At 38.1% G+C, this 23,210-nt stretch carries 24 protein-coding genes and 1 riboswitch; of the genes, 5 read left to right on the top strand and 19 right to left on the bottom strand.

The window, feature by feature from the left end; all coding sequences use genetic code 11:
- Positions 1-3: 3 nt before the first annotated feature.
- From rodA to EHQ49_RS11325, 5 genes are all read right to left on the bottom strand, one after another.
- Positions 4-1,518 (bottom strand): rod shape-determining protein RodA, encoded by a 1,515-nt coding sequence (rodA, locus tag EHQ49_RS11345; protein ID WP_135579462.1) that lies wholly within the window; start codon positions 1,516-1,518, stop codon positions 4-6.
- Positions 1,518-3,455 (bottom strand): penicillin-binding protein 2, encoded by a 1,938-nt coding sequence (gene mrdA, locus EHQ49_RS11340; RefSeq protein ID WP_135579460.1) that lies wholly within the window; start codon positions 3,453-3,455, stop codon positions 1,518-1,520. Before mrdA ends, rodA begins: the two co-directional genes overlap by 1 nt.
- The gene (mreD, locus tag EHQ49_RS11335; RefSeq protein ID WP_135579458.1) at positions 3,452-3,967 is read right to left on the bottom strand and encodes a rod shape-determining protein MreD; all 516 of its coding nucleotides are present in this window, start codon (positions 3,965-3,967) and stop codon (positions 3,452-3,454) included. Before mreD ends, mrdA begins: the two co-directional genes overlap by 4 nt.
- On the bottom strand, positions 3,964-5,145 hold the full coding sequence (gene mreC, locus EHQ49_RS11330; RefSeq protein WP_135579456.1) for a rod shape-determining protein MreC: 1,182 nt from the start codon (positions 5,143-5,145) through the stop codon (positions 3,964-3,966). The genes mreD and mreC overlap by 4 nt, the downstream gene beginning before the upstream one ends.
- Positions 5,146-5,211: 66 nt before the next feature.
- The gene (locus EHQ49_RS11325; RefSeq protein WP_135579454.1) at positions 5,212-5,838 is read right to left on the bottom strand and encodes a hypothetical protein; all 627 of its coding nucleotides are present in this window, start codon (positions 5,836-5,838) and stop codon (positions 5,212-5,214) included.
- A gap of 111 nt (positions 5,839-5,949) precedes the next feature.
- On the opposite strand from EHQ49_RS11325, the gene EHQ49_RS11320 reads away from it, so the two are divergent.
- Both EHQ49_RS11320 and EHQ49_RS11315 read left to right on the top strand, forming a co-directional pair.
- The gene (locus EHQ49_RS11320; protein WP_135579452.1) at positions 5,950-6,357 is read left to right on the top strand and encodes a hypothetical protein; all 408 of its coding nucleotides are present in this window, start codon (positions 5,950-5,952) and stop codon (positions 6,355-6,357) included.
- Positions 6,358-6,404: 47 nt separating this feature from the next.
- Positions 6,405-7,265: a nucleotidyltransferase domain-containing protein gene (locus EHQ49_RS11315; RefSeq protein WP_135579450.1), complete on the top strand. Its 861-nt coding sequence runs from the start codon at positions 6,405-6,407 to the stop codon at positions 7,263-7,265.
- A 233-nt stretch (positions 7,266-7,498) separates the two neighbouring features.
- Here the strand turns inward: EHQ49_RS11315 and EHQ49_RS11310 are convergent, their stop codons facing one another.
- The 6 genes from EHQ49_RS11310 to EHQ49_RS11285 are packed head-to-tail and all read right to left on the bottom strand — an operon-like array spanning position 7,499 to position 12,780.
- Positions 7,499-8,293: a hypothetical protein gene (locus EHQ49_RS11310; RefSeq protein WP_135579448.1), complete on the bottom strand. Its 795-nt coding sequence runs from the start codon at positions 8,291-8,293 to the stop codon at positions 7,499-7,501.
- Between the two features lie 27 nt (positions 8,294-8,320).
- Positions 8,321-8,911, bottom strand: coding sequence for an LOG family protein (locus EHQ49_RS11305; RefSeq protein ID WP_135579446.1), 591 nt, complete (start codon positions 8,909-8,911; stop codon positions 8,321-8,323).
- On the bottom strand, positions 8,898-10,037 hold the full coding sequence (locus EHQ49_RS11300) for a hypothetical protein (RefSeq protein ID WP_135579444.1): 1,140 nt from the start codon (positions 10,035-10,037) through the stop codon (positions 8,898-8,900). Before EHQ49_RS11300 ends, EHQ49_RS11305 begins: the two co-directional genes overlap by 14 nt.
- On the bottom strand, positions 10,034-10,879 hold the full coding sequence (locus EHQ49_RS11295) for a DUF4846 domain-containing protein (protein WP_135579442.1): 846 nt from the start codon (positions 10,877-10,879) through the stop codon (positions 10,034-10,036). Before EHQ49_RS11295 ends, EHQ49_RS11300 begins: the two co-directional genes overlap by 4 nt.
- Positions 10,876-11,898 (bottom strand): zinc-dependent alcohol dehydrogenase, encoded by a 1,023-nt coding sequence (locus tag EHQ49_RS11290; RefSeq protein WP_135579440.1) that lies wholly within the window; start codon positions 11,896-11,898, stop codon positions 10,876-10,878. Before EHQ49_RS11290 ends, EHQ49_RS11295 begins: the two co-directional genes overlap by 4 nt.
- Before the next feature lie 54 nt (positions 11,899-11,952).
- Positions 11,953-12,780: a hypothetical protein gene (locus EHQ49_RS11285; RefSeq protein WP_135579438.1), complete on the bottom strand. Its 828-nt coding sequence runs from the start codon at positions 12,778-12,780 to the stop codon at positions 11,953-11,955.
- An 86-nt stretch (positions 12,781-12,866) separates the two neighbouring features.
- Here EHQ49_RS11285 and EHQ49_RS11280 point away from each other — a divergent pair, with 86 nt between their 5' ends.
- On the top strand, positions 12,867-14,507 hold the full coding sequence (locus EHQ49_RS11280; protein WP_135579436.1) for an ankyrin repeat domain-containing protein: 1,641 nt from the start codon (positions 12,867-12,869) through the stop codon (positions 14,505-14,507).
- Here EHQ49_RS11280 and EHQ49_RS11275 read toward each other — a convergent pair.
- Entirely contained in the window at positions 14,504-14,941 is a 438-nt protein-coding gene (locus EHQ49_RS11275) for an ABA4-like family protein (RefSeq protein ID WP_135579434.1), read from the bottom strand. The two genes, EHQ49_RS11280 and EHQ49_RS11275, sit on opposite strands and share 4 nt — an antisense overlap.
- On the bottom strand, positions 14,938-15,861 hold the full coding sequence (locus EHQ49_RS11270; protein WP_135580018.1) for a hypothetical protein: 924 nt from the start codon (positions 15,859-15,861) through the stop codon (positions 14,938-14,940). Before EHQ49_RS11270 ends, EHQ49_RS11275 begins: the two co-directional genes overlap by 4 nt.
- A gap of 70 nt (positions 15,862-15,931) precedes the next feature.
- On the opposite strand from EHQ49_RS11270, the gene EHQ49_RS11265 reads away from it, so the two are divergent.
- Positions 15,932-16,603, top strand: a complete 672-nt coding sequence (locus tag EHQ49_RS11265) for a TetR/AcrR family transcriptional regulator (RefSeq protein WP_135579432.1) — start codon at positions 15,932-15,934, stop codon at positions 16,601-16,603.
- Here the strand turns inward: EHQ49_RS11265 and EHQ49_RS11260 are convergent.
- From EHQ49_RS11260 to EHQ49_RS11230, 6 genes are all read right to left on the bottom strand, one after another.
- On the bottom strand, positions 16,581-17,162 hold the full coding sequence (locus EHQ49_RS11260) for a DUF6272 family protein (RefSeq protein WP_135579430.1): 582 nt from the start codon (positions 17,160-17,162) through the stop codon (positions 16,581-16,583). The two genes, EHQ49_RS11265 and EHQ49_RS11260, sit on opposite strands and share 23 nt — an antisense overlap.
- A gap of 266 nt (positions 17,163-17,428) precedes the next feature.
- Entirely contained in the window at positions 17,429-18,940 is a 1,512-nt protein-coding gene (locus EHQ49_RS11255; protein WP_135579428.1) for a PP2C family protein-serine/threonine phosphatase, read from the bottom strand.
- 243 nt (positions 18,941-19,183) lie between these two features.
- Entirely contained in the window at positions 19,184-19,531 is a 348-nt protein-coding gene (locus tag EHQ49_RS11250) for a slr1659 superfamily regulator (protein WP_135579426.1), read from the bottom strand.
- A gap of 13 nt (positions 19,532-19,544) precedes the next feature.
- Complete coding sequence (locus EHQ49_RS11245) at positions 19,545-20,102, bottom strand: slr1658 superfamily regulator (protein ID WP_135579425.1); 558 nt, start codon at positions 20,100-20,102, stop codon at positions 19,545-19,547.
- Positions 20,103-20,416: 314 nt separating this feature from the next.
- Positions 20,417-21,277 (bottom strand): LIC_13355 family lipoprotein, encoded by an 861-nt coding sequence (locus tag EHQ49_RS11235; protein WP_135580016.1) that lies wholly within the window; start codon positions 21,275-21,277, stop codon positions 20,417-20,419.
- 141 nt (positions 21,278-21,418) lie between these two features.
- Entirely contained in the window at positions 21,419-21,985 is a 567-nt protein-coding gene (locus tag EHQ49_RS11230) for a hypothetical protein (RefSeq protein ID WP_135579423.1), read from the bottom strand.
- A gap of 187 nt (positions 21,986-22,172) precedes the next feature.
- Positions 22,173-22,304: riboswitch (cobalamin riboswitch) on the bottom strand.
- Positions 22,305-22,448: 144 nt separating this feature from the next.
- On the opposite strand from EHQ49_RS11230, the gene EHQ49_RS11225 reads away from it, so the two are divergent.
- Positions 22,449-23,210 (top strand): lysophospholipid acyltransferase family protein, encoded by a 762-nt coding sequence (locus tag EHQ49_RS11225; RefSeq protein WP_135579421.1) that lies wholly within the window; start codon positions 22,449-22,451, stop codon positions 23,208-23,210.

The following is a 23,210-nucleotide window of genomic DNA, read 5'->3' as shown; positions in this document are numbered from 1 at the left end:
TTCTTAGTTCGCAAACTTACGTTTTTTGATCGAAAGGATGATTCCTACAGCAGTCATCGCCATCACCAAATGGGATCCTCCATAACTCATAAAAGTGAGTGGAACACCTGTTACAGGGAGTAACCCGATAACAATCCCTACATTGATGGCGATATGGAAAAATATCATCGCTACAATTCCTGCAGCAAGAAGTGATCCAAATCTGTCTTTACTTTCAAAACTAATTTGTAGACCTCGGAGTGGGATTGACATTAAGAAAAACAAAAGGAGTACACTTCCAAAAAATCCTGTTTGTTCGGCCCAGGAAGCAAAGATAAAGTCTGTTCCCGATTCAGGAACATGAGGAATTCTTCCTTCTGTCATCTCACCATGGAAGAGTCCCTTACCAAATACCTTTCCAGAACCAACTGCTGGTTTGGAGGCTCGGAGTTGGTAACCCGCACCTTGTTTGAACTGATCAGGATTTAAAAATGCAGTGAGACGAATGACTTGGTTTTCTCGGAAAGGAATGGATTTGTGAACGGCGATGGCCGAGAGGATGGAAAGTCCTAAAATTCCAATCGTGATGTAGTAGTTTCTAAGGTGTTTAGAACCACGTGCAATTCGGATAAAAATCATCACCAAACTAATCAGAGCCAGTGTTCCACCAAGACCAAACATAAAGGCTTCGTTCGAAAGAATCTTATATCCTACACTAGCATACTCATCTTTTACAATTTCTGCTGCTTCTCGGATCATCTGTAGATTTTTTGGATTTTCGATTCCAGGTAAAGTCAATCCAGATACTTTTTTACCATCCAAAATCAGCCAAATTTTACCTTGGAGTTGGTTTACGATCGATACCAGTTCTGTTTTGTTGTCCTTACGTAATAAATCAACCAATGGTTGAATCAGTGTTAGTTGAGAGTAGGCAAGATACATAGGAACCATGAGTGAGATTCCACCAAAGGTAAGTAGGGAACCAACGTGTAAAATATCTGCCCCACCTAAATACAACATTGTGAATAACATTGGTAAAAATGAAACTGCAGTTCCAAAGTCCGGTTGCAAAATGATAAAAAGCATCGGCACCAAACAAATGATAAACGGTACAATGAGTACTGTTATTTTGTGCATTTCTTTTTCTTTTAAAACCAAATACTGGCCAAGTAAAATCACTGTTGCCAATTTGGAAAACTCAGACGCCTGGAGAGTGATAGGACCTAGTTTTAACCAAGACCGAGCACCACGACCCGAAGGAAGATATCCAATTCCAGGTATCAGTGTGATTACAAGTAAGACTATGGAAAAAATATAAATGAAAAGAGCATAGGATCCAATTAGTTGGTAGTTGATCCTTGACATAAACCACATAGAGATAAGTCCCACAAACACAAAGGTGAATTGTTTATACCATCGACCCAGTCCATCTGCTGTGTTGGCTTCTTGTGTGTATAATGTGAGAACTCCTGCCATTGCCACGAGGACAACAGAGAAGATGAGAAAAAAATCGAGTTTTTCTGTATTGCGATCAGCCATTAAAATGCCTCTTGTTCAACGGGTGCTTCTTCTTCCATGGATTTAGCACGTGTTCTATCCGTTCTTGGGAAAGATCCGGGCGGAAAAGCTGCTTTAAATACTTCTCTTGCGGCAGGAGCAGCGGATGCAGCACCACCGACACCGTATTCTACGAAAGCTGCAACTAATATCTGTTTCTCGGGAGGTGCATTCACTGGAGCATAACCAATAAACCAAGCATGGTTTGAGGAAGAGGCTCCCCTTCTTCTAGTTTGGGCAGTTCCTGTTTTACCAGCAATTTCTGGAAGTGTAGGTGAGTTGAGAACACCAGAAGCCGTTCCTGAATATCCAACTAAATACAAACCTTCTTTCAGCGCTTCCACAGTAGAACGTTTGAGTGGAATGTCTCTCAAAATTGTTGGTTCTGTTTTTTGGATAAGGGAATTGTCGAGAGGACTTCTGATTTCGGAGACTACATAAGGTTTATAGATTTTTCCATTATTAACTACGGCCATATAAAATAGAGCCATCTCAATGGGAGTCACAGAGATAAAACCTTGTCCGATGGAAAGGTTTACTGTATCTCCATCAAACCATTTGTTTCCATAAGTTCTTTTTTTCCAATCTGAGCTAGGAATAAAACCAGTGGCTTCCCCTGGAAGGTCAATTCCTGTTTTTTTATCTAAACCAAATAACCTACAATAGGCGAGGATTGGTTCGGCACCTAATTTATATCCTAATTGGTAAAAATATACAGAATTGGATTTTTCCAAAGCTTGGGCCAAGTTCAGATCCCCGTGATTTTTTTTGTCCCAGTTATAAAATACTTGGTCTGGTACACCTTTGAATGTTGATTTCAATGTAAAGTTTGCTGGGCAAGAAAAGGTTTGTTTGGGATCAAAATTGATTTTATGTTCACTTTCCATGGCTGCAAGACCTACAAGGGTTTTGAACGTGGAAGCAGGTGGAAACCTAGATTGAATGGCTAAATTTAAAAAACCGCCGTTATTCGTAACGCGCGTAAAGTGGTTAGAACGATCTAATTTGTTTTTTCCTGAAAGGATATTGGGATCGTAAGAAGGGTTGGAGGCCATCGCTAGTACTTCGCCGGTAGTTGCTTTGATTGCTAGAACCGTTCCGCGAACACCCTTTAGCGCACGATAGGCGGCAATTTGCATATCACGATCGATGGTTAATATTAAGTTGTTTCCTGGAACAGAATGTTCGATAACACGTTCTTCCTCGATATTTCCTTCCGTGTTTCTTTTTTGGATTCGAAATCCATCTTGGCCACGAAGGGTAGTGTCATAAAGAGATTCAATTCCACCTTTACCAATAAGTTGGTAGGTTTTGATTTCTTTTTCTTGTAGATCACTTGTTGTTGGTTTTCCCACATAACCAGTCACATGTGAGAGAGCAGGTCCCATATGGTAAACACGTGCCGGTGAAGAAACTAAATAGACGTATTTATTGATATTATCTAAAACAAGAATTCGTTCTTGTTGTTCACGTGAGATTCCTTCTAAAAGGACAAATGGTTCACGTGAACGAATTTTTTTAATCATTCGCGAATCTTGAAGTTCTTTTTCGTAATAAACGATCGGGATAGAAAGGGCTTCACAGAATTTGTAAATAAAATCCTTCACCTTTCTTGGATCATTCTTAAGTAAACTTGTATTCAGAATGACATCGAGAGACGCGGAGTTGGAAACAAGAGGTTGGCTTGTTTCGGGAGTGAGAAAATTACGATCAAAAATATTCCCGCGGTCGGCGGGAATAGACTCACTTCTGCGGACAAAACGTTCGGCTTTTAATGAGTTCTCACTTCCTTGGACAATTTGTAAATTGAACAATTGAAGGATATATGCTGTGAGGGTGAATACCACCATCCCCGTAAAAAAATACAATCGTTTACGGAAACTTGTCTCTAAACGAAATTCCGATGCCGATTGGCTCATTGCCTTACCTCATCTGAATCTAAGCGGAATGCCCAGGAGAACAAAAAGAATAGTGCAGGCCCAATAAATGCATTGTACAAAGACACATACAAAAAGGAATAACTTTGGTTGGAATGAAAGAACATCAAAAATAATAAATAAGTGATGATCCTTGAAACAAGAGTGAATCCAAGTATATAAATGGTAATCGATATATAATTTTCGGTATACGAAGATCGCATTACCTTTCCAACGATATATCCTATAATGGCATAGGAAAAGGAATGGAGTCCAATTTTATAATAAACAATATTGTCTCCACCAATTTCACCACCGAGTGCAGTATCGGTGAGCAGGCCACCAAAAAATCCAAGCCAGAGTCCATAGAGTGGGCCTTTTCTTAAGGCAAAAAAAACAACAAAGATCACCATAAAGTCTGGTCGAACTGCGTTTCCCAATTCAAACAAATTTGATCCATTTAAAAAGTGAGAGAGCAGTAATCCGATGATGATAAAAAGTTTATCCAAAATCATGGCGCCACCTCCTTAGGTCCTTCTTGTGTGGAAGGTGTTGATGGAGCAGTTGGTGTAGAATCAGGTACATTTGTATTCACAGATGGTTTCGTGTATTGAGGAGTTCCGAAAGTGGAAGGAAAGTTACCTTGTCTCTTCTCCTTTTCTTTCTCTTTTTTATTGTAATCTTTTTCTTTAGGAAAATCGATTTCACCAAAATATGGTCCATCAATTTGAATTGTTTTTTCTGCCGGCCATTCTTCACGCCATTTTTCTGGTTGTTTCTTTAAAACAATTACATGTAAAAGTTTATCAAATTCAACAAACGGACGTAAGATGGCAGTTTTAAAAGATCCATTTCTTGGGCCTTCTTCGATAATTGTTCCCACAGGAATCCCTGAAGGAAAAACCCCCGACCCACCAGAACTAAACACTGCTTTCCCAATTTTACTAAATCCTTCGGTAAACATTGTATTGGCCGACGTTGGAGGTGGGTTGGGACCAATAGGAAAATTGCCAATGGCTTTGGGATCAATCACAATCCCTGCGTCAATATAATCTAACAAAACGTCTGTTCCGCGACCACTGTTTCCATTAAGTGAGGCCCAAAGATTGGTTCCAGGAATGGCAACTCCCATAGAAAAGTTGGAATTAATGATGGGTTGGATGACGGCCGAACCTTTCGATACGGCAATGATTTTACCCACAAGTGCTTCTGTAAATTTTCCCTTTTCATCCAAGGCACGTGCGACCACTGGCATGTAAGGTTTGATTCCGACTTCGGAACCTTTATTGATGATGATGGTTCGGTAGATTGCATTCAAACGAACACTCAAAACTTCAGCCCGAACGGAAGGGTAATCTGTATGGAGGGGGAAGTTCAACTCTTGTCTGAGGATGGCGTTCTCAGCTTTTAGTCTTTCCACATCTTTGGAAAGTTGGCGGTATTCTTCCATGACGTTCAAACAAGAATCGCGCTCTTCTCTGACACGTTCAAAAGACTCGAGTTTGTTATAGCTACTTTTGATTAGGGATCCGAAGGAATCAAAGGACCCAGAAAAAAAATCGCCTACACCCTGAAAGCTGGCAATCCCTCTTACCATGAAGTTGCCGTTCCAAATTAGGGAAGTAAAGGAAAACAGGAATACGAAGAGTAGGGAAAACAATTCGTCATTTTGATTGATGCGATTCCACTTCATGGACTTATGTCACATTAATTTTATTGGAAAGAATCTTTCAAGCGCGAATCGAATTTGGTCAATTTTTCAATTCATGGGATTCGGCAGGAAGTAAAACGAGGCCGGTGCCTCCCATCTTGCGCCTCCCCGAATGGTTTGGAGTCCTTTGGGGTTTCGAAAGATGGTGACCTGCACGTTTGTTGCCTTTGGAGGAGAGCCCGCAGGTAATCCTAATCTCAGCCGAACTTCTCCAAGACCAGGATCAACCACTTGTGCGAAATAAGTTTTTGGCCCCCACTGCACAATGGCAAATTCGCGAAGGCTAAGCAGTGGTCTTGGATCGTTTGCTGTCCCTAAAAATTTTGAGACCAGGGAAAGGAAAGCGGGGAAGTCCTTTGCATCCAAAGAAGATATAAACTGAAGCAAATGTTGGCGGAGGTATTCTTTGGCGTGGTTGTGTGCGAGTAAAACACGGTGGCGTCTGTCCAGTTGGGTGTAAAACGATTGGAGGAGGTTTCGTTCCTCTCTGCTGCAGCCTGCCCGAAATGCCAACCGGTCCAGACGTTTGCTATGCATTCGAATCAGTTCGATTCTATGTGTGAGGTAGGCGCTAATCCGAAAGGAAAGGTAGAAGAATAGAACTAATAGGACAAGTTGTAATAGGGCAAATTCGGGATCCCCCTTCCAAATCCAAACAGGTCTTTCTGGAAACATTGGTTGTTAGACGGATTGGATTTTCAATTTTGTGTTTTCTATGTGCGTAGAGATGAGGTAACGTTCGTTATATACCATCCGAAAAAGTATCTTAGATCCTAGAATACAAAAATGAAATCCTCGAAAACCAACAAAAAGCACCTTCTCATCTTCATTGTCTATTTGTTTGGATTCTCCGTTGGGACTCTGACTCATACGAGAGACGTAGTTACTATGGGATTTCTTGGTTATTCCTTTGCTCCATTTTTATTGAATGTTTTTTGGACTTCGTTAGTTGTTTTCGATCCGTTGGTCATTTTATTGTTTTTTCTGAAATACAAATATGCGGTTGCCCTCGCCGTAATCATTATGATTTTTGATATTTCTCTGAATCTTGGTTATGGCTTAATCACGGCAAATCATCCTATTTTGTTAGGTTTGATTACACAAATTCCCTTTGGATGTTTTGTGTTTATGACAGCAAAATATTTATTGAGATACCAATCGATTGAGGATTTTTTGTATATTTCGAAAAGATAAAGCCAGCATCAAATTGATGATACATACTGGAAAGGACATATCCTAAAATGCAAATTCCTGAAAACAAACAAAAGATACTTGGTGATATTGTAGATGATTTAAAGCAGTTGGATGGCGTCGTTGCTCTTGTTCTCGGAGGTTCTTATTCTACAGGAAACGCCAATGAAAATTCTGATTTAGACATTGGAATCTATTATCATGAGAAAACTCCATTTAGTATTGAAGGGATCAAAAATATCAGTAAAAAATACCAAATTGATGATACCTTAACCGTTACAGATTTTTATGTTTGGGGGACTTGGGTAAATGGTGGGGCGTGGATTCATACAACTTCAGGGGAAGTTGACCTTTTATATAAAAACATTGATCAAATCAAAAGAACAATAGAAAGTTCAAAAAATGGAATTTTTGAAAACGACTACGAACAACAACCTCCTTATGGTTTTTCATCAGTAATTTATTTAGCAGAAACTCATTATTGTATTCCGCTTTATGATCCAGAAAATATCATTCAAAAGTTAAAAAATGAGGTAAAGGATTATCCTTTAAAATTGAAACAAACCATCATTCAGAATTCATTATGGTCGGCTGAGTTTACTCTTTGGCAAGCTGATAAATTTGCTAAAAAATCAGATCTTTATAATACAGTGGGATGCATTTCACGTGCTTTAAAAAACATTGTAGATGCATTGTTTGCAATCAATGAACTTTATTCAATGGGAGATAAAAACGCCATCAAAGTATTGGAGGATGCGCTAAAACAACCAGAGAAGTTAGTTGAAACCATTGAACAAGTTTTGAGTGTTAATCAAAATAGTTTAAAAAATAATGTTGGAGTACTAAGAAATTTATTCGAACAGACAGTATCACTAGCAAATGGAGCCTATCGTCCTTATTTTAAATTATAAATATTCGTATGGTATCATCAAAAAAGGTTCCATTTAAGTTTTGATTTTTTCTTCTCTATTCAAATAAACTGGAAGAAACGTATCAGTTCTTTGTGAGACTGCTAACATCAGTTGATCTTTACTTTGAATCTAAAGTTTTCCCCGCGCCAGCGATTGTAGCGGAAAGCGCGGTCGTGTGATTGATTGATATAGGTTCACCAAACCAATGCGAGGCGCCCCCCTTCTTCAATCGCTCAGTCTGTTAAATCCACTTCCTCGAAATTTTGTGTTTGGTAACGAAACATCCAGAGTTTATCTCCAGAATAAAAGTTGATAAAGGCATCACGCATTTCAAATTGATAGATACCTCGAAGTAATAAGTTTTCTTCGAATTGAGTTTCTGATGGTAAATCAATCACAATCATTCGGCGAGTTGTAGTGATCGCAACTTTGTCATAAAGATTGGCAAAGGAACGAATGATTTCTTGTTCTAGGCTAATGGTTTCCCAATGGTTGGTATAACTATTAAACAAATATAATTTTCTTTCGCTAATCACTAAGGCAGCTTTATGCCCTATCGCAATTTGGTAACGTTCCTCACCAAAATGATGTCCTTTTTCCCATTCTGTGCTTGAATTACTAACACCTAACAAGTTTTTGTTGGTTACTAATACACAAAGATCTCCGTAACACTGAGAATGCCAGATATGTTCACCTCGAGTGGAATAAGAAATTTCTTGTCCATCGGATAAAAATGCCTTATAGGAAAGATGGCCTTTCACAAAGTTCAAAGTGGTTTGAATGTATGGGTAGGCAGTGCGGTCTGTGACTCGGCTTTCAAAAGTGGTGACTTGGTGCTGCGTTGGTGGTGGGGCATTGAGGATTCGGTTGGCTTCGGGGGAAAGTTGGTTCAGTGGTGTGAGTCTGGATTCTTGGTTTCCTTGTCTGGCACCGTATCCATCATTTCTTGGATTTGCTACAACTCCCCAATTGGCAAAAATAGTTCCTACCAAAATGAAACTTATAAAAACATATAACGGATTTCGCATGTTCAATTGCCTATTGGTAATAGAATCTTAGACGGTATCTTCGGACAACCATTTCTCCGTCTTAGACGGTGAATAGTTTTGTAAGGCAGAAAGTAGATCTTTTGACGATTCTAGAACTTGTACGAGGGCGGCATTTTCTTTCTTTAAGAATCCTGAAGTCACCATATTTTGCATTAGTGTTAGGAGGGGATTGTAAAAACCAAGCCAATTAAGGATGATGATGGGTTTGTGATGTAAACCTAATTGAGACCAGGTGATGACTTCGAAGAATTCTTCCATGGTTCCAAACCCACCTGGTAAGACTACAAAGGCATCCGACAAATCAAACATTTTTAATTTTCTTTCGTGCATACTGTCGACTAGGATGAGTTGGTTTAGTTTGTTATGTTCAATTTCTTTCTTTTTTAGAAACTTTGGCAAAACACCTATAACTGATCCATTTTTTGATAAACATCCGTTGGCCACCGCTCCCATAAGGCCGACACTTGCTCCCCCATATACCAATCCAATTTGGTTTGAACCTAAATATTCACCTAATTCAAATGCAGCGGTCATATAATAAGGATTTTGTCCAGGAGAAGAGCCACAATATACAGCAATGTTTTTAAATTGTGTCATCTGTAATTTGGTCTTTGTAGTAGATTGTGTTTAGAATGAAGTTGTTGATATCAATGTCTTCCATTCCGTGACGATTGATTCGTAAAAAACATTTTCTTCGTGTTTCGATGAGTTTATCGATAAGGATTTGTTTTTCAATGGAATTAGAAAAAAAATCTAATGGATGAATGGTTTGACTTGCTCCCTGATTTTGAATCATCTTTTCTATTTCGGCGAGCAGTTTCGAATCTGAAAAATCATTGGAACTTTCTCCATATTTCTTTTTCATTTTTTCGATAAAAAAATGATAACTTTGATTTTTTACGTATATCTTTTCGCTAAAAAAGTAATCCTCTGTTTCTTTAGAAAGGGATTTAGGTTTTAGTTTTAAATACAATTCCTTTCCGACAGGACCGGCATTATCTAATAAAATATAAGTTCCGTTTACAAATGTGGTATGGTCTTGTTCTGTTTCTAACATTTCATAAATGTCATTGGCACAGTCAGGTGTACAAATCCGTCTAAGGATACTTGTGATCGATTGTCTTAGTTTTGTATTTTTTTCTATTTTTAGCAGATTGATTAAATGGGGAACACTTTGATTTCCATAAATACCATAAAGATGAGTTCTTTGTGCATGGGCATCGACCATACTGATGTGTTGTGGAATGAAAAAAGATCTACTTTCGTTTCGTAAAAATCTTTGATCAATTAAGTTTAAAAAACCTGGAATTTGTTTTTCGCTGAGGAATAAGGCTAAACGGAAATACTGTTGTGTATTTTGAACTATGGTTGGATTTCGAAAATCAATAGTTTCAAATGTTTTTGCTATGAGATTGATTTGTTCTTGGTTGGGATCAGAAACTGCTAAATACCAACTTAAGTCTAAGAGCAACATTTGGTTCGGTGTTATTGAGTTTAGTTCTTCTTTTAACTTTGTTTGGATGATGGGAATGGATACAGATTTTTTTTCGGAAAATTTTTTCCAGTTAGCATCCATTAGAAAATTGAATTCTTCAATTTCCTTTTTGTCCTCAGAATCTTTAATGGTTCGAATGGATTCAATCGAACGATTGACTTCGTCTTCGTAGGTTTCTGCTGAGAGACTAGCGCCAAATACGATAAATAATAGTAACCAGTATTTCATTTTACAAATCCATAAATTTCTTTTGCCGGAAATTCCCATTCTGGAGTTTGAAAGGTTTGGTTTTTAGGAATTGCAAACCAAGGGGAATATTTGTTTTCCGATTTCAGAATGTGCATTTCTTGGGAAGGCATATAACTTTGTGCCAGAAGAAATAAAGTTTGTCCATCTTTTCCTGTTACTTGGTCTACAATCAGAACCACATGTCCTGGGGAACCTGCTTCAATCCAAACGTCCCCTGGTTTTAATTCATTAATTTGTTTTTTCTTAAGTTCTGATTTTAAGGAAATGGTTCCCGCATAACTGTAAATAAATCGCAAATACTCATCGAATACATCACGGCCTGTTCCTTTTTTGAATTTGCCAGTTTTCCAATTGGTTTTGTTTCCCTTAACTTGGACTCTCTCTCCCTTAGCGAAACGAGAAAATCCAACGTCCATTCCGTTACTAATCTTAAATTGGATTTTATCATATTCTTTTAAAGAATAAAAATACTCGGCTCTTAGTTTCATTACGGCATCGGCACATTGGATGAGATCCTCTCGAAGGAGGGGAAAGTCCAAAACAGCGGCATACACTTGGTTTGTTTTTGTTCTACCATCATAGAGTAAAACAGAACTTCCTTGTGGTTTTAATGGAAAATTTTGTAAGTATGTTGCAAAACTATCATTGGGAAATGAAACTCTCTGGAATCCATCTGGTGGTGGAAAACGCTCTATAATAGAATCTGCATATAGATTTTGTAAAAAAAAGGTTAAAACGATAAGAAGTAACCCAATCGAAAAATGATAGAACCGGTTCGGTGAACCGGGGAAAGTTTTTAATTGGGAATTTCTTGATTTCATTTTGTAATCACTAACTTGATGGATTCTTCGAGCCATGCTTCCTTCGCATCATTGAAGTTAGCGGTTCTTGTGACAATTTTTTCTGGTGTGAAGGTTCCTGAGAGAATGTAGGGGTAAAGTGCTTCCATTGAATCTTTGGATTCCACTCGACCCAGATGGATTTCGACACCTTGGTTGTACATTTCTAAATAGGGTATTTCCCATTGGTTGGTCCAAAAGATCGAGGCAGAACTAAAAATAGCATTTTTACCAAGGGAACGAACCGCAAAATCCCATCCCGCTTTGTTTGCGGAAGCATCACAAACCAAATCATATTTATTTGTTGGTTTAGTAAAGGTAGTAAAGTGTTCCACTGGGATTCCCAAAGATTCTGCCAATTGGATTCTCGTTTTATCAGTATCCGCATACAATACTTCTGCTTTTTTTGTTTGGTGGAGAAATAGGGCAGTATAAAGCCCAATACTTCCGGCAAGACCACCCACAACAAGAACCTTTGGATCTTTTTTTTGGTTTAAAAACCTTCCTGCCAATTTCCAAACTTCGGCAATGTTATCACTAAGACTTGCAATTCCTACCGGATCTATTTTCTGATCTACTTCGAATAGCATTTGTTTAGCGAATGGTATTTTGATTTCATCAGCAATGGCACCACCGAAACTTTGTGCACCGGGTGGCATTCCAAAAGCCGATGTATAGGGAACTGATTCGCAAGAATTAGTATGGTGACTTAAACAAGAAGGACAAGATCCACAGGAGATTTGAAAGGGAACGGCCACTGTCATTCCTGGCGAATACAAACCAACCAAATCTTCTGAGACCAATTTGATTTTACCAACAAACTCGTGTCCTACGGGAAAGGGGGCGCGAAACAGAGTTTCTCCACGAAGGATGGGTAAATCTAAATCACAACGTGCAATGGAGACCGGTTCTATGATTACTTGGTTTTCTGCAGTGATGGTAAGTGGATTTAACTCTTCCCATTCTAAAATTCCTTTTTTTCGAAACATGAGTCGACGCATACAGCCTCCGTATACCAATTGGTCTATTTTTTGTTATTTCGAAAAATAAAACAACTAGAATTGACTAAACCAATTAGGAACTTTGGGCAGTTCTGTTTCTTCCCAGGACCAATCTCCAAGAACTGTGACTATCGGTGCATTTGATCCTAAGGCCAAAGACAAACCCCGACTTAGGTCTTTTCTCTCTGTGGGGCGGTATGGAGTATTGAACCTAGATTGAAACGCCTCTTTTTCATGTTCCCATGCATAGGAAAGAAAAAAATCCATAAACTTTTGATCGGAGTTTTCAAATCGACTTTTTAATGTTAGGAGGTCAGGGTTGTTTGTTTTTTTCATTGTTCTTTGGAGAACAATTGAGATTCCTCTGACACTTTTAGAGAAAAAAGTTCCTGCTCTAACAATTTTTCTGTTTTTTGGATTTCCCAATGCCCAAAGGTCCGCTTTGTATTTAGCAATTCCCATGGAGCCGTAAAAAGACAAGGTATGACTAAGCCAGTAAAACGCAGAGTAGGCGACCATAAGTTCAGGTTTTAAAGCCAACTCCAATTCCAGGATAGGATCCAAACAAATTCCCAGTGTGTCTTTAATTTGTTTGGGACTGCTCTCCGCTATCGGAAACCCTACTTCTCCGAGGGCAGGTGTGTAGATGATGGCTTTAAAACTTGGTAGAATGTTGTGGGCTTTCAGATCTGCGACAATTTTGTCCGAAAGTCCAGGTTCTGCTTTTTTGTCAAAAAATGTAAGATCCGCATTCGACACAGGTTCGTTTGTTGTAGTTGATGTTATGATATAGGCAGATGGATCTTTATCCTTTAGGCAAAGGATTGCACTTTGACCCGCTTCTCCCGATCCTCCGATGACCAAATATTGGTTTTGTCCCATGAATTCCTGCCTGAATGCTGATAAGATTTTAATTTTCGATTGATCCGTCATAACTCTCCTGTTTTATTAATCGGAACAAGCGAAATATGAAAACGATCTTATCCTGTTCTAATTGTCTTAGTGGCCACTCTATTTCAACTTTCAAATTGGAAGGGAAAAAAGGGAAGTATCGCTGCAAAAAGTGTTCTTCCTGGAACCACTTTGATTATCGTATAGAATTTGAATCCGGAACATCCGACTCATTGGTGTTATTTGATGTTCATTTCGGTGATTCAATTCCTGAACACAAACTTCAAGGTCAGATTTTTGGAAGATACTCTACTGATTTTATATCTGAATGGTCTAATGAAGAACTTGTTTTTTTAAAAGATGAAGATGGGAACGAACACGATATCCGGATCTCCATATCGGGTTTGCCTGAGATCATACGATTAAAAAATTTACTTTTTGACATTACACCAGAATCCCCATCCAAAACTGTAAAAATTATCATTAACCAAAATGTAAATGTTTCCTCAGTAAGATTATCAATCACCGTGGATTCCTTAGATGATCATTTTGTTTCAGGGAAATTGTATTTAGCCATTGCGGATGAGTGGAACAGTTTATTACATGGAAGTTTTACTGCGACACATATCTACAAAATTCAATTTGATGAACATGGAGATTCGGATAAAAAACTCCCTGATTTTGTTTCTAGTGAACTTGCATCTAAGATTTTTGCATTGTCTGGAAATATTTTAGCCCTACAGGAAAATTTTTCCCTTCTCAACCAACAGGCGAAAGATGAATTACTAACTCTCGTTATGTACCACTGGCCAGAAAATCCATCCACGATTTCAGAAGTTCATTTTAAAGAAGAGAATTTACAGATTGTTTTCCAACTGAGCCAAAAAAAATTAAATGAAACTTTAATTTTCCTTCTATCTAACCAAGTAGTTCCCAATCAAAAACATTGGCAATTGATCCATGATGTAGTTTGCCATACGGAAACCGAACCGTTGTTTATCCCACTGTTAAAACATAAATTTCCTGAGGGATATCAACAACATTTGGGTTCTAGTTTGGAATCTAAAAACGAAGACAAAACCCTCGACTGGTTGGATTCTGATGATGTTTATCTTTTGGATTCCTTTGTTCGTGCTGTAGGTTCTCTTGATTACGTAATTCAAGATCCTATTCGTAATCCATTGGGTTTTTCCCTTCTACAAGAATGTTTTGTTCGTGCGAGATACAAATCTTGTATGCGTCTTCTTGAACGAGGAGCCGATCCCAACCAACTAGATGCGAATGGAGAATCGGCAATCTTTAAGTTGTGCCAAGATAGTACACTGCGATTACAAGAAAAAACTACTCTTATGGACGAACTCATTCGGCGAGGTGCCAAAGTCAACTTCCAGTCCGTGAATGGAATGACTCCTTTACATTGGTGTTCTGTTTTTGGGGAACCCAGTATGGCCAAGAGGTTAATCCAAGCCGGAATTGATATTCATATATCAGATAACACTGGTAGTACGGCTTTACATGAAACTTGTAAATTTGGAAATTCCGCTGTCCTTGCTCTATTATTAGAATCTGGTGCCAAATCCAATGCCAAAACGTTAGATGAAAAAACAGGTAGGGATCTTGCTTTCGAAAATTTGGAGATTGCTGAATTGGAAGGTGATGAGGAGAAAAAGAACAGATGCCAACGAGTCCTTTCTCTCCTAGACGTATATGGTGGTTAGGAAGTTTTTACCTTTTTTGTTATTTTTTTCGTAATCAATCGTAGAACTAAATACAATAACCATCCCGCCGGTCCAAAGTAAAATGTAAGTGCCAAAATAGGAATAAGAAGGAAACGATTGATTCCTTCTTTGATTCCGTCTTCCACTTCCCAAGTTCCGAGAAATAAATCAAAAGCAAGATAATGGATCCATCCTGCGAGTAAAAAGTGATCATTGGCAAAGAGAGATCTTACTGATTCCAAACTGGAAAAATTACCCTCAGCCTGTCCATTTCCGATGATGATGGAAAATACATACACTCCACTAAGTAATAGTCCAGAGATATATACTCTTAAAGGTCGAATCACCTTCATTTGATTTGGTGATAGAATTAAAACCAACCAAGAAAGGAGTGTGATACCGTTTGCAATTTTAAAGATTAAGGAAGGATTCATATGACCACCTGGTTTTGATATTCTTTTGGTTGTGAAATGATTTTTAAGAGACAAAGAAAAATGAGAAACGCGGAAATACAATAGAGGCCCATATATATGGGACTAAAACTAAAAATAGATTCTCCATTTAGAGTTTGGATGACCATAGTGACATTCATTAGTAGGAATAGAATCCCTGTGAATCGAACAAAAATTTGGGATTGTAAAGAATCTAGTTTTTTGCTTAAATAAGCAGCTAAAAATACAAAAATTTGCATCACGTGCATTCCAAAAAAATGAGGAACACGCATATCTCCGAGTTTTGTACTCCAACCAAAAAATAATAAACCCTTACCTGGATCTCCACTACCGAACTGGTGGGAACCACTGGTTTCCAAGATACCCGCTTTCATTGCTTCTAGTTGCTCTGGTCTAGGGGAAGTCATCATAAAACCAATGATCATTGCGAAGCCTGCAATCGTAAGACCCCAAACAAGGCTTTCTTTTACAGATAGCGGGATAGACTTTTTTTGAAAGATTTTATATCCAATCCAAAGATGGAAGATCCAGAATATTGAAATACTTGTGCCCATAATTGAAAATACAATTTGGTTCCAAGTGGTTGTGATATTGAAGTGACTTGCTTCTCCACGTGCCGCTTGTAAGGTGATGAGGATAATTTCGATTAGGGAAGTAATTGTTAAGACCGTTTGGATTTGATTTTTGTATTTCCAATCTTTTAGAAAGGCATAGATGACCCAAACGGTGGTAAAGGAATACAAACCCACGGATAGGGAAAATTTCAGGGGTTTGATCCAGACATTCACTCCCAAAAGGGTTCTTGTGTCGAGGATTAGCAGAGGAAGGATGGCAACTGTGAGTACTGCCATAGCGATTCCATTCCAAAAAAGTGGTTGTTTTCTGTAGTTGGCAAATTCCATAATGTAGACAGTGTAAATATCAATGTATACTCTGTCAACATATAAAGTATACATTGTAAACATTTTTGATATGAAACCTGCCAAAAAAAAACAGACCCATACGAAACCAAATTCTTTGACCCCTTCTAAATCCACGACTTATCATCATGGAAATTTGAGGGAAGAGGTGTTAGAGCAGTCCCGAAAGGTATTGGAGACCAAAGGAGTTTCTGCCCTTAGCCTCCGAGACATTGCCAACGATTTAGGTGTGAGTCATACTGCACCCTACCGCCATTTTCCCAAAAAGATGGACCTCCTCCAAGCTCTGGTAACGGAGGGATTTCGGGAATTGACCGAAGGTATGGAGAGAGCCTGGGCTTACTCGGAAGATCCTGTGGAAAAAGTGAAAAAGGCAGGTGAGGAGTATATTTTTTTACTCCTAAAAAATCCAAGAAGGACAGAGCTCATGTTTGGTGGTGAGATTTATGTTTCTGGAGATCCTCTATCGGACGATTTAAGGGAATGTGGAAAGTTCGCTTATTTGGGGATGTATAAAATTGTCGAGTTTGGCCAAAAGTCTTTGAAGTTAAAAAATTCTGTTCCTACAGACACTCTCATGATGAGTTTTTGGAGTGGGGTTCACGGTTTTGCCGTACTAAACGAACGAAAGTGGAAACAAATCAAATCCAAAGAGGAAGAGGAAACTTTTCATAAAGAGGTAAATCAAATTTTAGAGATTATCATTGAAGGAACCCGTCTGTAAAATAAATGATGTGGCTTGTGATGGTAGTTTCTTCTCCTTTCGATTCAAAATTAACTTCCATCTCAACCGGATAGTCTTTCAAAATCATGATCAGACCAATTCCTGAACGGTTAGGATCATTTTCATTGGTTTCTAATTTTTCCAGATACAAACTTTCTAAATCATTTGCAGAGAAAATATCTTTTAGGCTAGCTTCGTAAGCCGTCACGTTTTTTTCGTTCGTTTGGTTCTGAACAAACATTTCAATGGTTTTGCCTCTGTGAATGAGAGAGATGTCAATATCTGCCTTTTTATCATAAGAATATTTGGCAGCATTTTCTAATAATTCATTAAAGACTGTGGAGATGGAACTAACAATGTTCGAATTTTTCATTTCCATCGAATCAGTGGGGACATTGGGTAAAAAGGAAAAACCGTAAAAATAGCCAATAAAGTCGGACATGATTCCGATTCGCCGCCAATGACGCATTAAATCCAAAGGTGTTAATTGGATTTGAATTTTGGAATCGGGTTCTTGGTTGGTATTATTTTCAGATTTAAAATTGCCGTACTTTCGCATAGACCTAGTTCAACTAACAAATGTAGGTGACCTATTTTAATGCCGCAAGCCCTTTTTCTAACAAGTATTACATTAATCCGCGTTCTTCGGGGTTTGTACTCAGTTTATCAAAATGTACTGGTTTGAGAAAAAATCCTTTCCTAACAATACTGACCTTGGTTTTTTGTTGATGGGTTCGTCTATCAGGGATTTGGTTGCATTTGGCATGAGGATTTCCCCAGTATCGAGGTATTTTTCAGTATTTTGTGAAACAGAGGTAAAACACCTTACTCTCGTTTGCGCATAATCATGATAGTGATGTCATCATAAACTTCCATTCCATCAATAAAGACATAGATATCTTTAAAAATCGCATCTAAAATGGCATCTGTGGTTTCTAGTTCGATATGTCTTTCTAAAGATTCTATCAACCTATGGGATCCAAATTGTTCCCTTTTTTGATTTTCTGCTTCAGTTGCTCCATCAGTATACAGTAGGATGATGTCTTTTGATTCGAGTGGAATTGGTTTTTCATGAATGAATTCGTCAATAGATTCTGTAAGACCAACTAACATACCATTATTGACAGTATCTATAATTTCTGTTTTTTTCAAAGTATGGCGGTAAACCATAATGGTTTCGTGTTGTCCCACTGTGGTAAACACACCATTCTTATAAGAAAATAAAGACAAGGTAAGGTTACGAATGTCATTCATTCGTATATGGATATTGGAAAATAAAATGGAGTTTAAGGAACGAAGAGACTCACGTAAAGAAATGACCTTGGAGCGTAAAGTTGTGATAAACGCTGACTGAGTCATGAGCATCACAACCCCGGAAGCAAGACCATGGCCTGTTACATCCCCAATTCCAATATAAACAGTTCCATCTTCATGATGGACTACATCGTAATAGTCCCCACCCACTTCATTGGCTGCGTCCATACGAGCAGAAATTTCTAATTCTTTGATTTCTTTTAATTCCTCATTACGAGGAAGAACCATCGCCTGAATCTGCCTTGCTACTTCCAATTCCATACCGAGATGCATGTTCTCTTCTAAGATGGCTTGTTTTTCTGTATTAAAAATTAAATCTGCTTGTTCATGTGTCGTGCGAGATGTATTGACGATTGCATAAAGTATCAATCCACCTGTGACAACCATGTACATCAGAATGAGAAAGATTCCCATGGGAATCGCACTGACTAAAAAGAAATTACTGTTTTTTTCTAGAAAGTTTGGTTTGAGATAAGGAGATAATTCGATGAGTTTTGTATTCAAATCGGTCATCTCTGGATAGAAGTAAATGGTTAGTGATGCATACTCAACAATAAGGACAACAACAGCAAATATGATGGTTTTGGTATTGTTGCGTATGGAAGCAAGTGCAATGAGAATGAAGAAAACATAAATCATAGGAGCTGCATACACAAGGCTTGGATTTTTTTGGGCCTGGGCTGTGTATCCTATAACGAAAGTTAGTAGAGATATCTCTAAAAAGGAAGAAAGGAATTTAAAGATATTGAGGTATTTACCAGATTTCTTTAACGTATAAAGAACAAAGAAGTTATAACTGAGAAGAATTAAGATAGCAGATATTTGGTAATAGTATTCTACAACTGGACGGCCCGAAAGGAGTCCCAATGTGGAAAAGATAAATATCATTCCGAGGAAGAAGAAGCGGAACTTGGTTGCGAAAGTTTCGGCGCGGAATTCCCCTTGATAGGCAATTTCTTTCAGTTGTTTTTTGTAATATTCAGGCAGGACAAATCGAATTTCGTTGGAGGGAGTTTGAGGCATAGATTAAAGTTTTCTTTCTTTAGATTTCGTTCAAGAGAACGCGGAAAATTATATTATAACATCATACATTTTGCATAAATTGCAAATGATTTTTAATTTTTCAAGGATGAAGGTTGGGATGAGTCAGAATCATTTTTTGAATACAGAGTTTACGGGGATAGAAAGTGAATCCCCCTTTTTTTGTTTCTGATTTTAGTGTAGGGGATTTAATGAAACCTCCCTCCACCTGTGAGTATTTGTGGTCTAGGCGATTTCCAAAATCACTTGGTCCCAAAGTTTTTTGAAATTGGATAAGGATTTTGACTGCCATGAAATGTTGAGGGAACCTTGGATTTTGATTTGGTATGTCGCACTTTTCCTGGAATCAATAATGAACATTGATAGAGTAGTGATTCCCGAGCTGTTTACAAATTGTAAATCTCTGAAATCCAAAGTCAAAAGTGAACCTTGGCAAAGTTTGGCTGCATCCCTTAAAAAAGATTTTATAGGTTCATAAGCAGGTAAGTTCTGCAATCGGATGGAACCGGTGAATTTGACAGTTTTAGTGGCTTCGTCGTATTTTATATTGTAATCTAAGTCTTTGATTTCCATGAAGCTTCGCCTATTATATCTCTTCTACGTTGATAATTGCTCTTACTGTGATTTCATGAGTATCGGAATCGATCTCATTGAAACTATAACCAAAACGGACGGGGTAGTCTTTTAACACCATCAATAGTCCTAAACCGGATTTGGTATCGCCGTCTTCTTTGGACTCGAGTGTAGAAAAATACAACTCCTCCACATTTTCCGACATTAGTCTATTTACAAAAAGCTCAAAACTATCCCTTAAGGTTTTTGACGCCACATTTAAAACATCAATTCTTAAAAGATTTCCGTATTGTTTTAATTCTACGTTGATTTTTCCTTTCATGGCCTTCGAAAACTTGGAAGCATTTTCCAAAAGTTCGTTAATGATCGTAGAAAGTGAGTTAGCTTTAGTTTCACTTGCTTCGTAACAATAAGAATAAAAACCGGCAACAAAGTTTGCCGTGAGTCCACACCGACTCCAATACGTAGTCATATCGATGGGTTGGAAAATCAATCGAAGTTGGCCATCAGCAGGCAAATTTTCCGGAATGATGTAGTATTCTCCAATAATGACGGGTGACTTTTGGTTCAATTTTGCCTCCGTCTATTTTTGATAAAAATATGTTTCAAGATTGATCATGAATTTCACACTCTTGGAAATCGAATCCAATAAAGGCTTAATCAAGAGTTTCAGGGGATTGGCCTGCGCAGACAATCTAAGTATCTCATCCTGGATGGATATTTTTTGTGTGTATAGGTTTTCGCTCAAAGTAGATACGTGCCAGAAAAGTGGTTCTAAAGAAAAGAACTCTTTTTTAAGGATCGGTCAACAGAAATACAAGTCGTTTTTTAAGGTTTTTTGGGTATTACTCCGGAGAAGGAAAGAATCTGACATAATGGTAACAATTATTGGATTTCGCGTGCCACGACACCATCGATATCGCTTCCATTATAACTGCCAGGGGGCCAAGGAAATTTGATTCCTGTGTTCGGATTGTTCACATCGCTTGCAGATCTAATTTTTAGATATTTGAATCCGTTTGTTTTGATGTTACCAGCTAAGGTTGTATCACAACCAATATCATTCGGATCAGCAGGGTCTATTTGATCCAAATCGAACCCGTCGCCGCCACCTAACAAAAATGAACCACCAGTGTTGATAAAAAGGTCTTCATTTGAGAAAGGTTTTGTGGTCATATTGTAGTAAACAGGTCTTAATCCGCCGAAACGAGTCCAACTGTCCAGTAAGTTGACATTGCCACCCGAATAACTGGGATTAAAGCCACAATAATTGGTCCCATCGATCGAAACTTGGACAACGGAAGGATCCATGGCATAGGTATTACTATCATCAGAAATACGGAAACTATTGTCATAGACGACAAAATCTAAATCGGATACATTCTTTACAGTTTTACCACCCCAACTGAGTACGATAGTGGCTCCGGCTCCTGTAATGTCTAAGGCATAAACATCAAGAGAACCTGCCATTTCTCCAGCCCCACAAATCCCATTGACTGCTTTTTTCGGATCGGAAAAACCTGAGATGTTGGAACTAGCACTGACAACGGTTGTTGCAAGATAGATGTCTGTTGGAAGTGATGACTTTGGACAAACACTAGCATTTGATGCTGCATTCAGTAATGGTAATAAGGCAGCGAGATTTTCTTCTCCCGAACCAGATGCAGATTTTTTACAAAAAGAAAAGGAAACAAATAACATCAGAACTAAAAGACATAATGTTTTTGTTTGGAATCTTTTTTGCATCACATCTCCCAATTTCGGAAACGATTCCTTAAAGTCCAGTCCAAGTTGGAGTTTCCATTTTTTGAAAATAACTGTTAGGTCTAAAGACAATGATCCCCATCGTTTGAAATAGGGATCAGTTGATTTCTTCATCAAAAAAGATTATGTTTTTTTGTCGTATCTTGAGAATGCTGACGCACCGCAACCAGAACTACCAGGGTTGGTTCTAGTAGATGTATCTGTTTGGGCTTTGGCTGCATCGTATGTTTTTCCGAAAGCTACCGTACAAAGCCAATAAGAATTATCTTTTGCCGTATTTTTGAAAAAGAATACTTTGTTATATTTTCCTTTGTTGGTATCACCAGCAAAACATCCACCGTTGTTCTCAGGGTTTTGAGTGATGAAACTTCCTTCTGCATTGTTAAATTCAATAATGATATAACAGCTGGAGAAACCACCAAAGGCGGTACTGTCGTCTAGTTGTAATCCTTTAGAGCCATATTTTGCAGAGAATGTGGTTATAGTATCTAATGTAGTTGCATTTCCTGTAAAACTATTCCAAACACCATTCAAAGTAAAATCTTTACTAGACTCTGAAACTTGACCAGCTAACAATCCCATGATTAGATTGTTATTTGCATCTGTTTCAGATACTTGTTTTTCTGTGCTACAAGCGACTAGCGCGAGCAAAATCAACGAAAGGGCAGTAGTTTTGAGTGTTCTTTTCATAGAAGTCTCCTAAATAGTTAAAAATTCAGGGACCGTCGATTCAATGATAAACAAACTGTTGTTAGTACTTAGTGGATAAGTATCTAAAATACAATTTTAGTTCCTAATTGTTTCGGGTGCCCCGATGCCTTTGGGGCCCCTTATCCAAATGGAGGACATTTAGAATCAGTGTGTAAAGTTCCTTTGCCACGAGGTAGACTCTACGGGGAAGATCTGGCTCACCAAACTTTGGTTTGGATTACAGTTGCGGGTCAGCACAGGAATTTCACCTGTTTCCTCCCTAAAGGTAATTTCAACGTCTAAAGAACCAGGTTTTTTGTCAAATGTAAAGAACAGCCTTGTATTTTACAGAATATCATTACAATTTGATTTTTTTTTAAGATTCTAATCGCAGAGGGAAATTTACTCAGTGAATTTTGCAACCAACTGAGATCTATTTGTTCTAACGAAGTAGAGGGATTGTATGTTTTACGTTTTAGGTCGTCTGATAGGTTTTATTTTTATGTGGGCATTTGTAAAACCCATGCGCCAAATTTATGGAAGAAAAAAAGTGACTTTGGAAAATGACCACATCTTACGAGAGTTTAGTGGTAAATCTGTGATTCTAATTGCTAATCATATCAAACCGCGTAACAAATTCTTGCGATTGATTACTCTTCCTTATGATGCCTTTGTGATTCGCGGTGTATTAAAAAGATATGGAATTTATACAACAGCTCTTGCGAGTATTGATTCCGGTAAAAAACCCAAAGATAGTTTTCAGAAAGCAAAAAAACAAAAAATGGAACAACTCATCAAAGGGATTGTTACATCAATTGACCTAATTCCTGTGAACCGTAACGAATCAGACCCACGCACAATGAAAGAAATGAAACAACGAATTGCTAAAGGAAGTTTGGGTATTGGTATTTTTCCTGAGGGCACTTGGTTTCGAGGGTTTAGAAAATCGAGAAAACTCCATCCAGGTATGGCCGTACTCAGTAAACGTTATGGTTTACCTATCATTCCTATGTTTTTAGATGCGTATAATTTAAACAAACCCATTCGATTGTCCGTTGGTTATCCAATTCGGGAAGTTAAAGATGCTTCTGAAACAGTAAGTTTTGTACGAAGTGAACTCATCCGAATGAAAGACAAAGGAACTTCTGTAATACTTCCCCAAAAACCAGTGGAAGTTTTAGAAGATGAAAATGATGGGTTGGAAATTTCGCCAAGTATTAGTTAA

It is taken from the genome of Leptospira perdikensis (assembly GCF_004769575.1).
GTDB classification, from domain to species: domain Bacteria; phylum Spirochaetota; class Leptospiria; order Leptospirales; family Leptospiraceae; genus Leptospira_A; species Leptospira_A perdikensis.
This window is presented reverse-complemented; position numbering and strand designations above follow the sequence as displayed.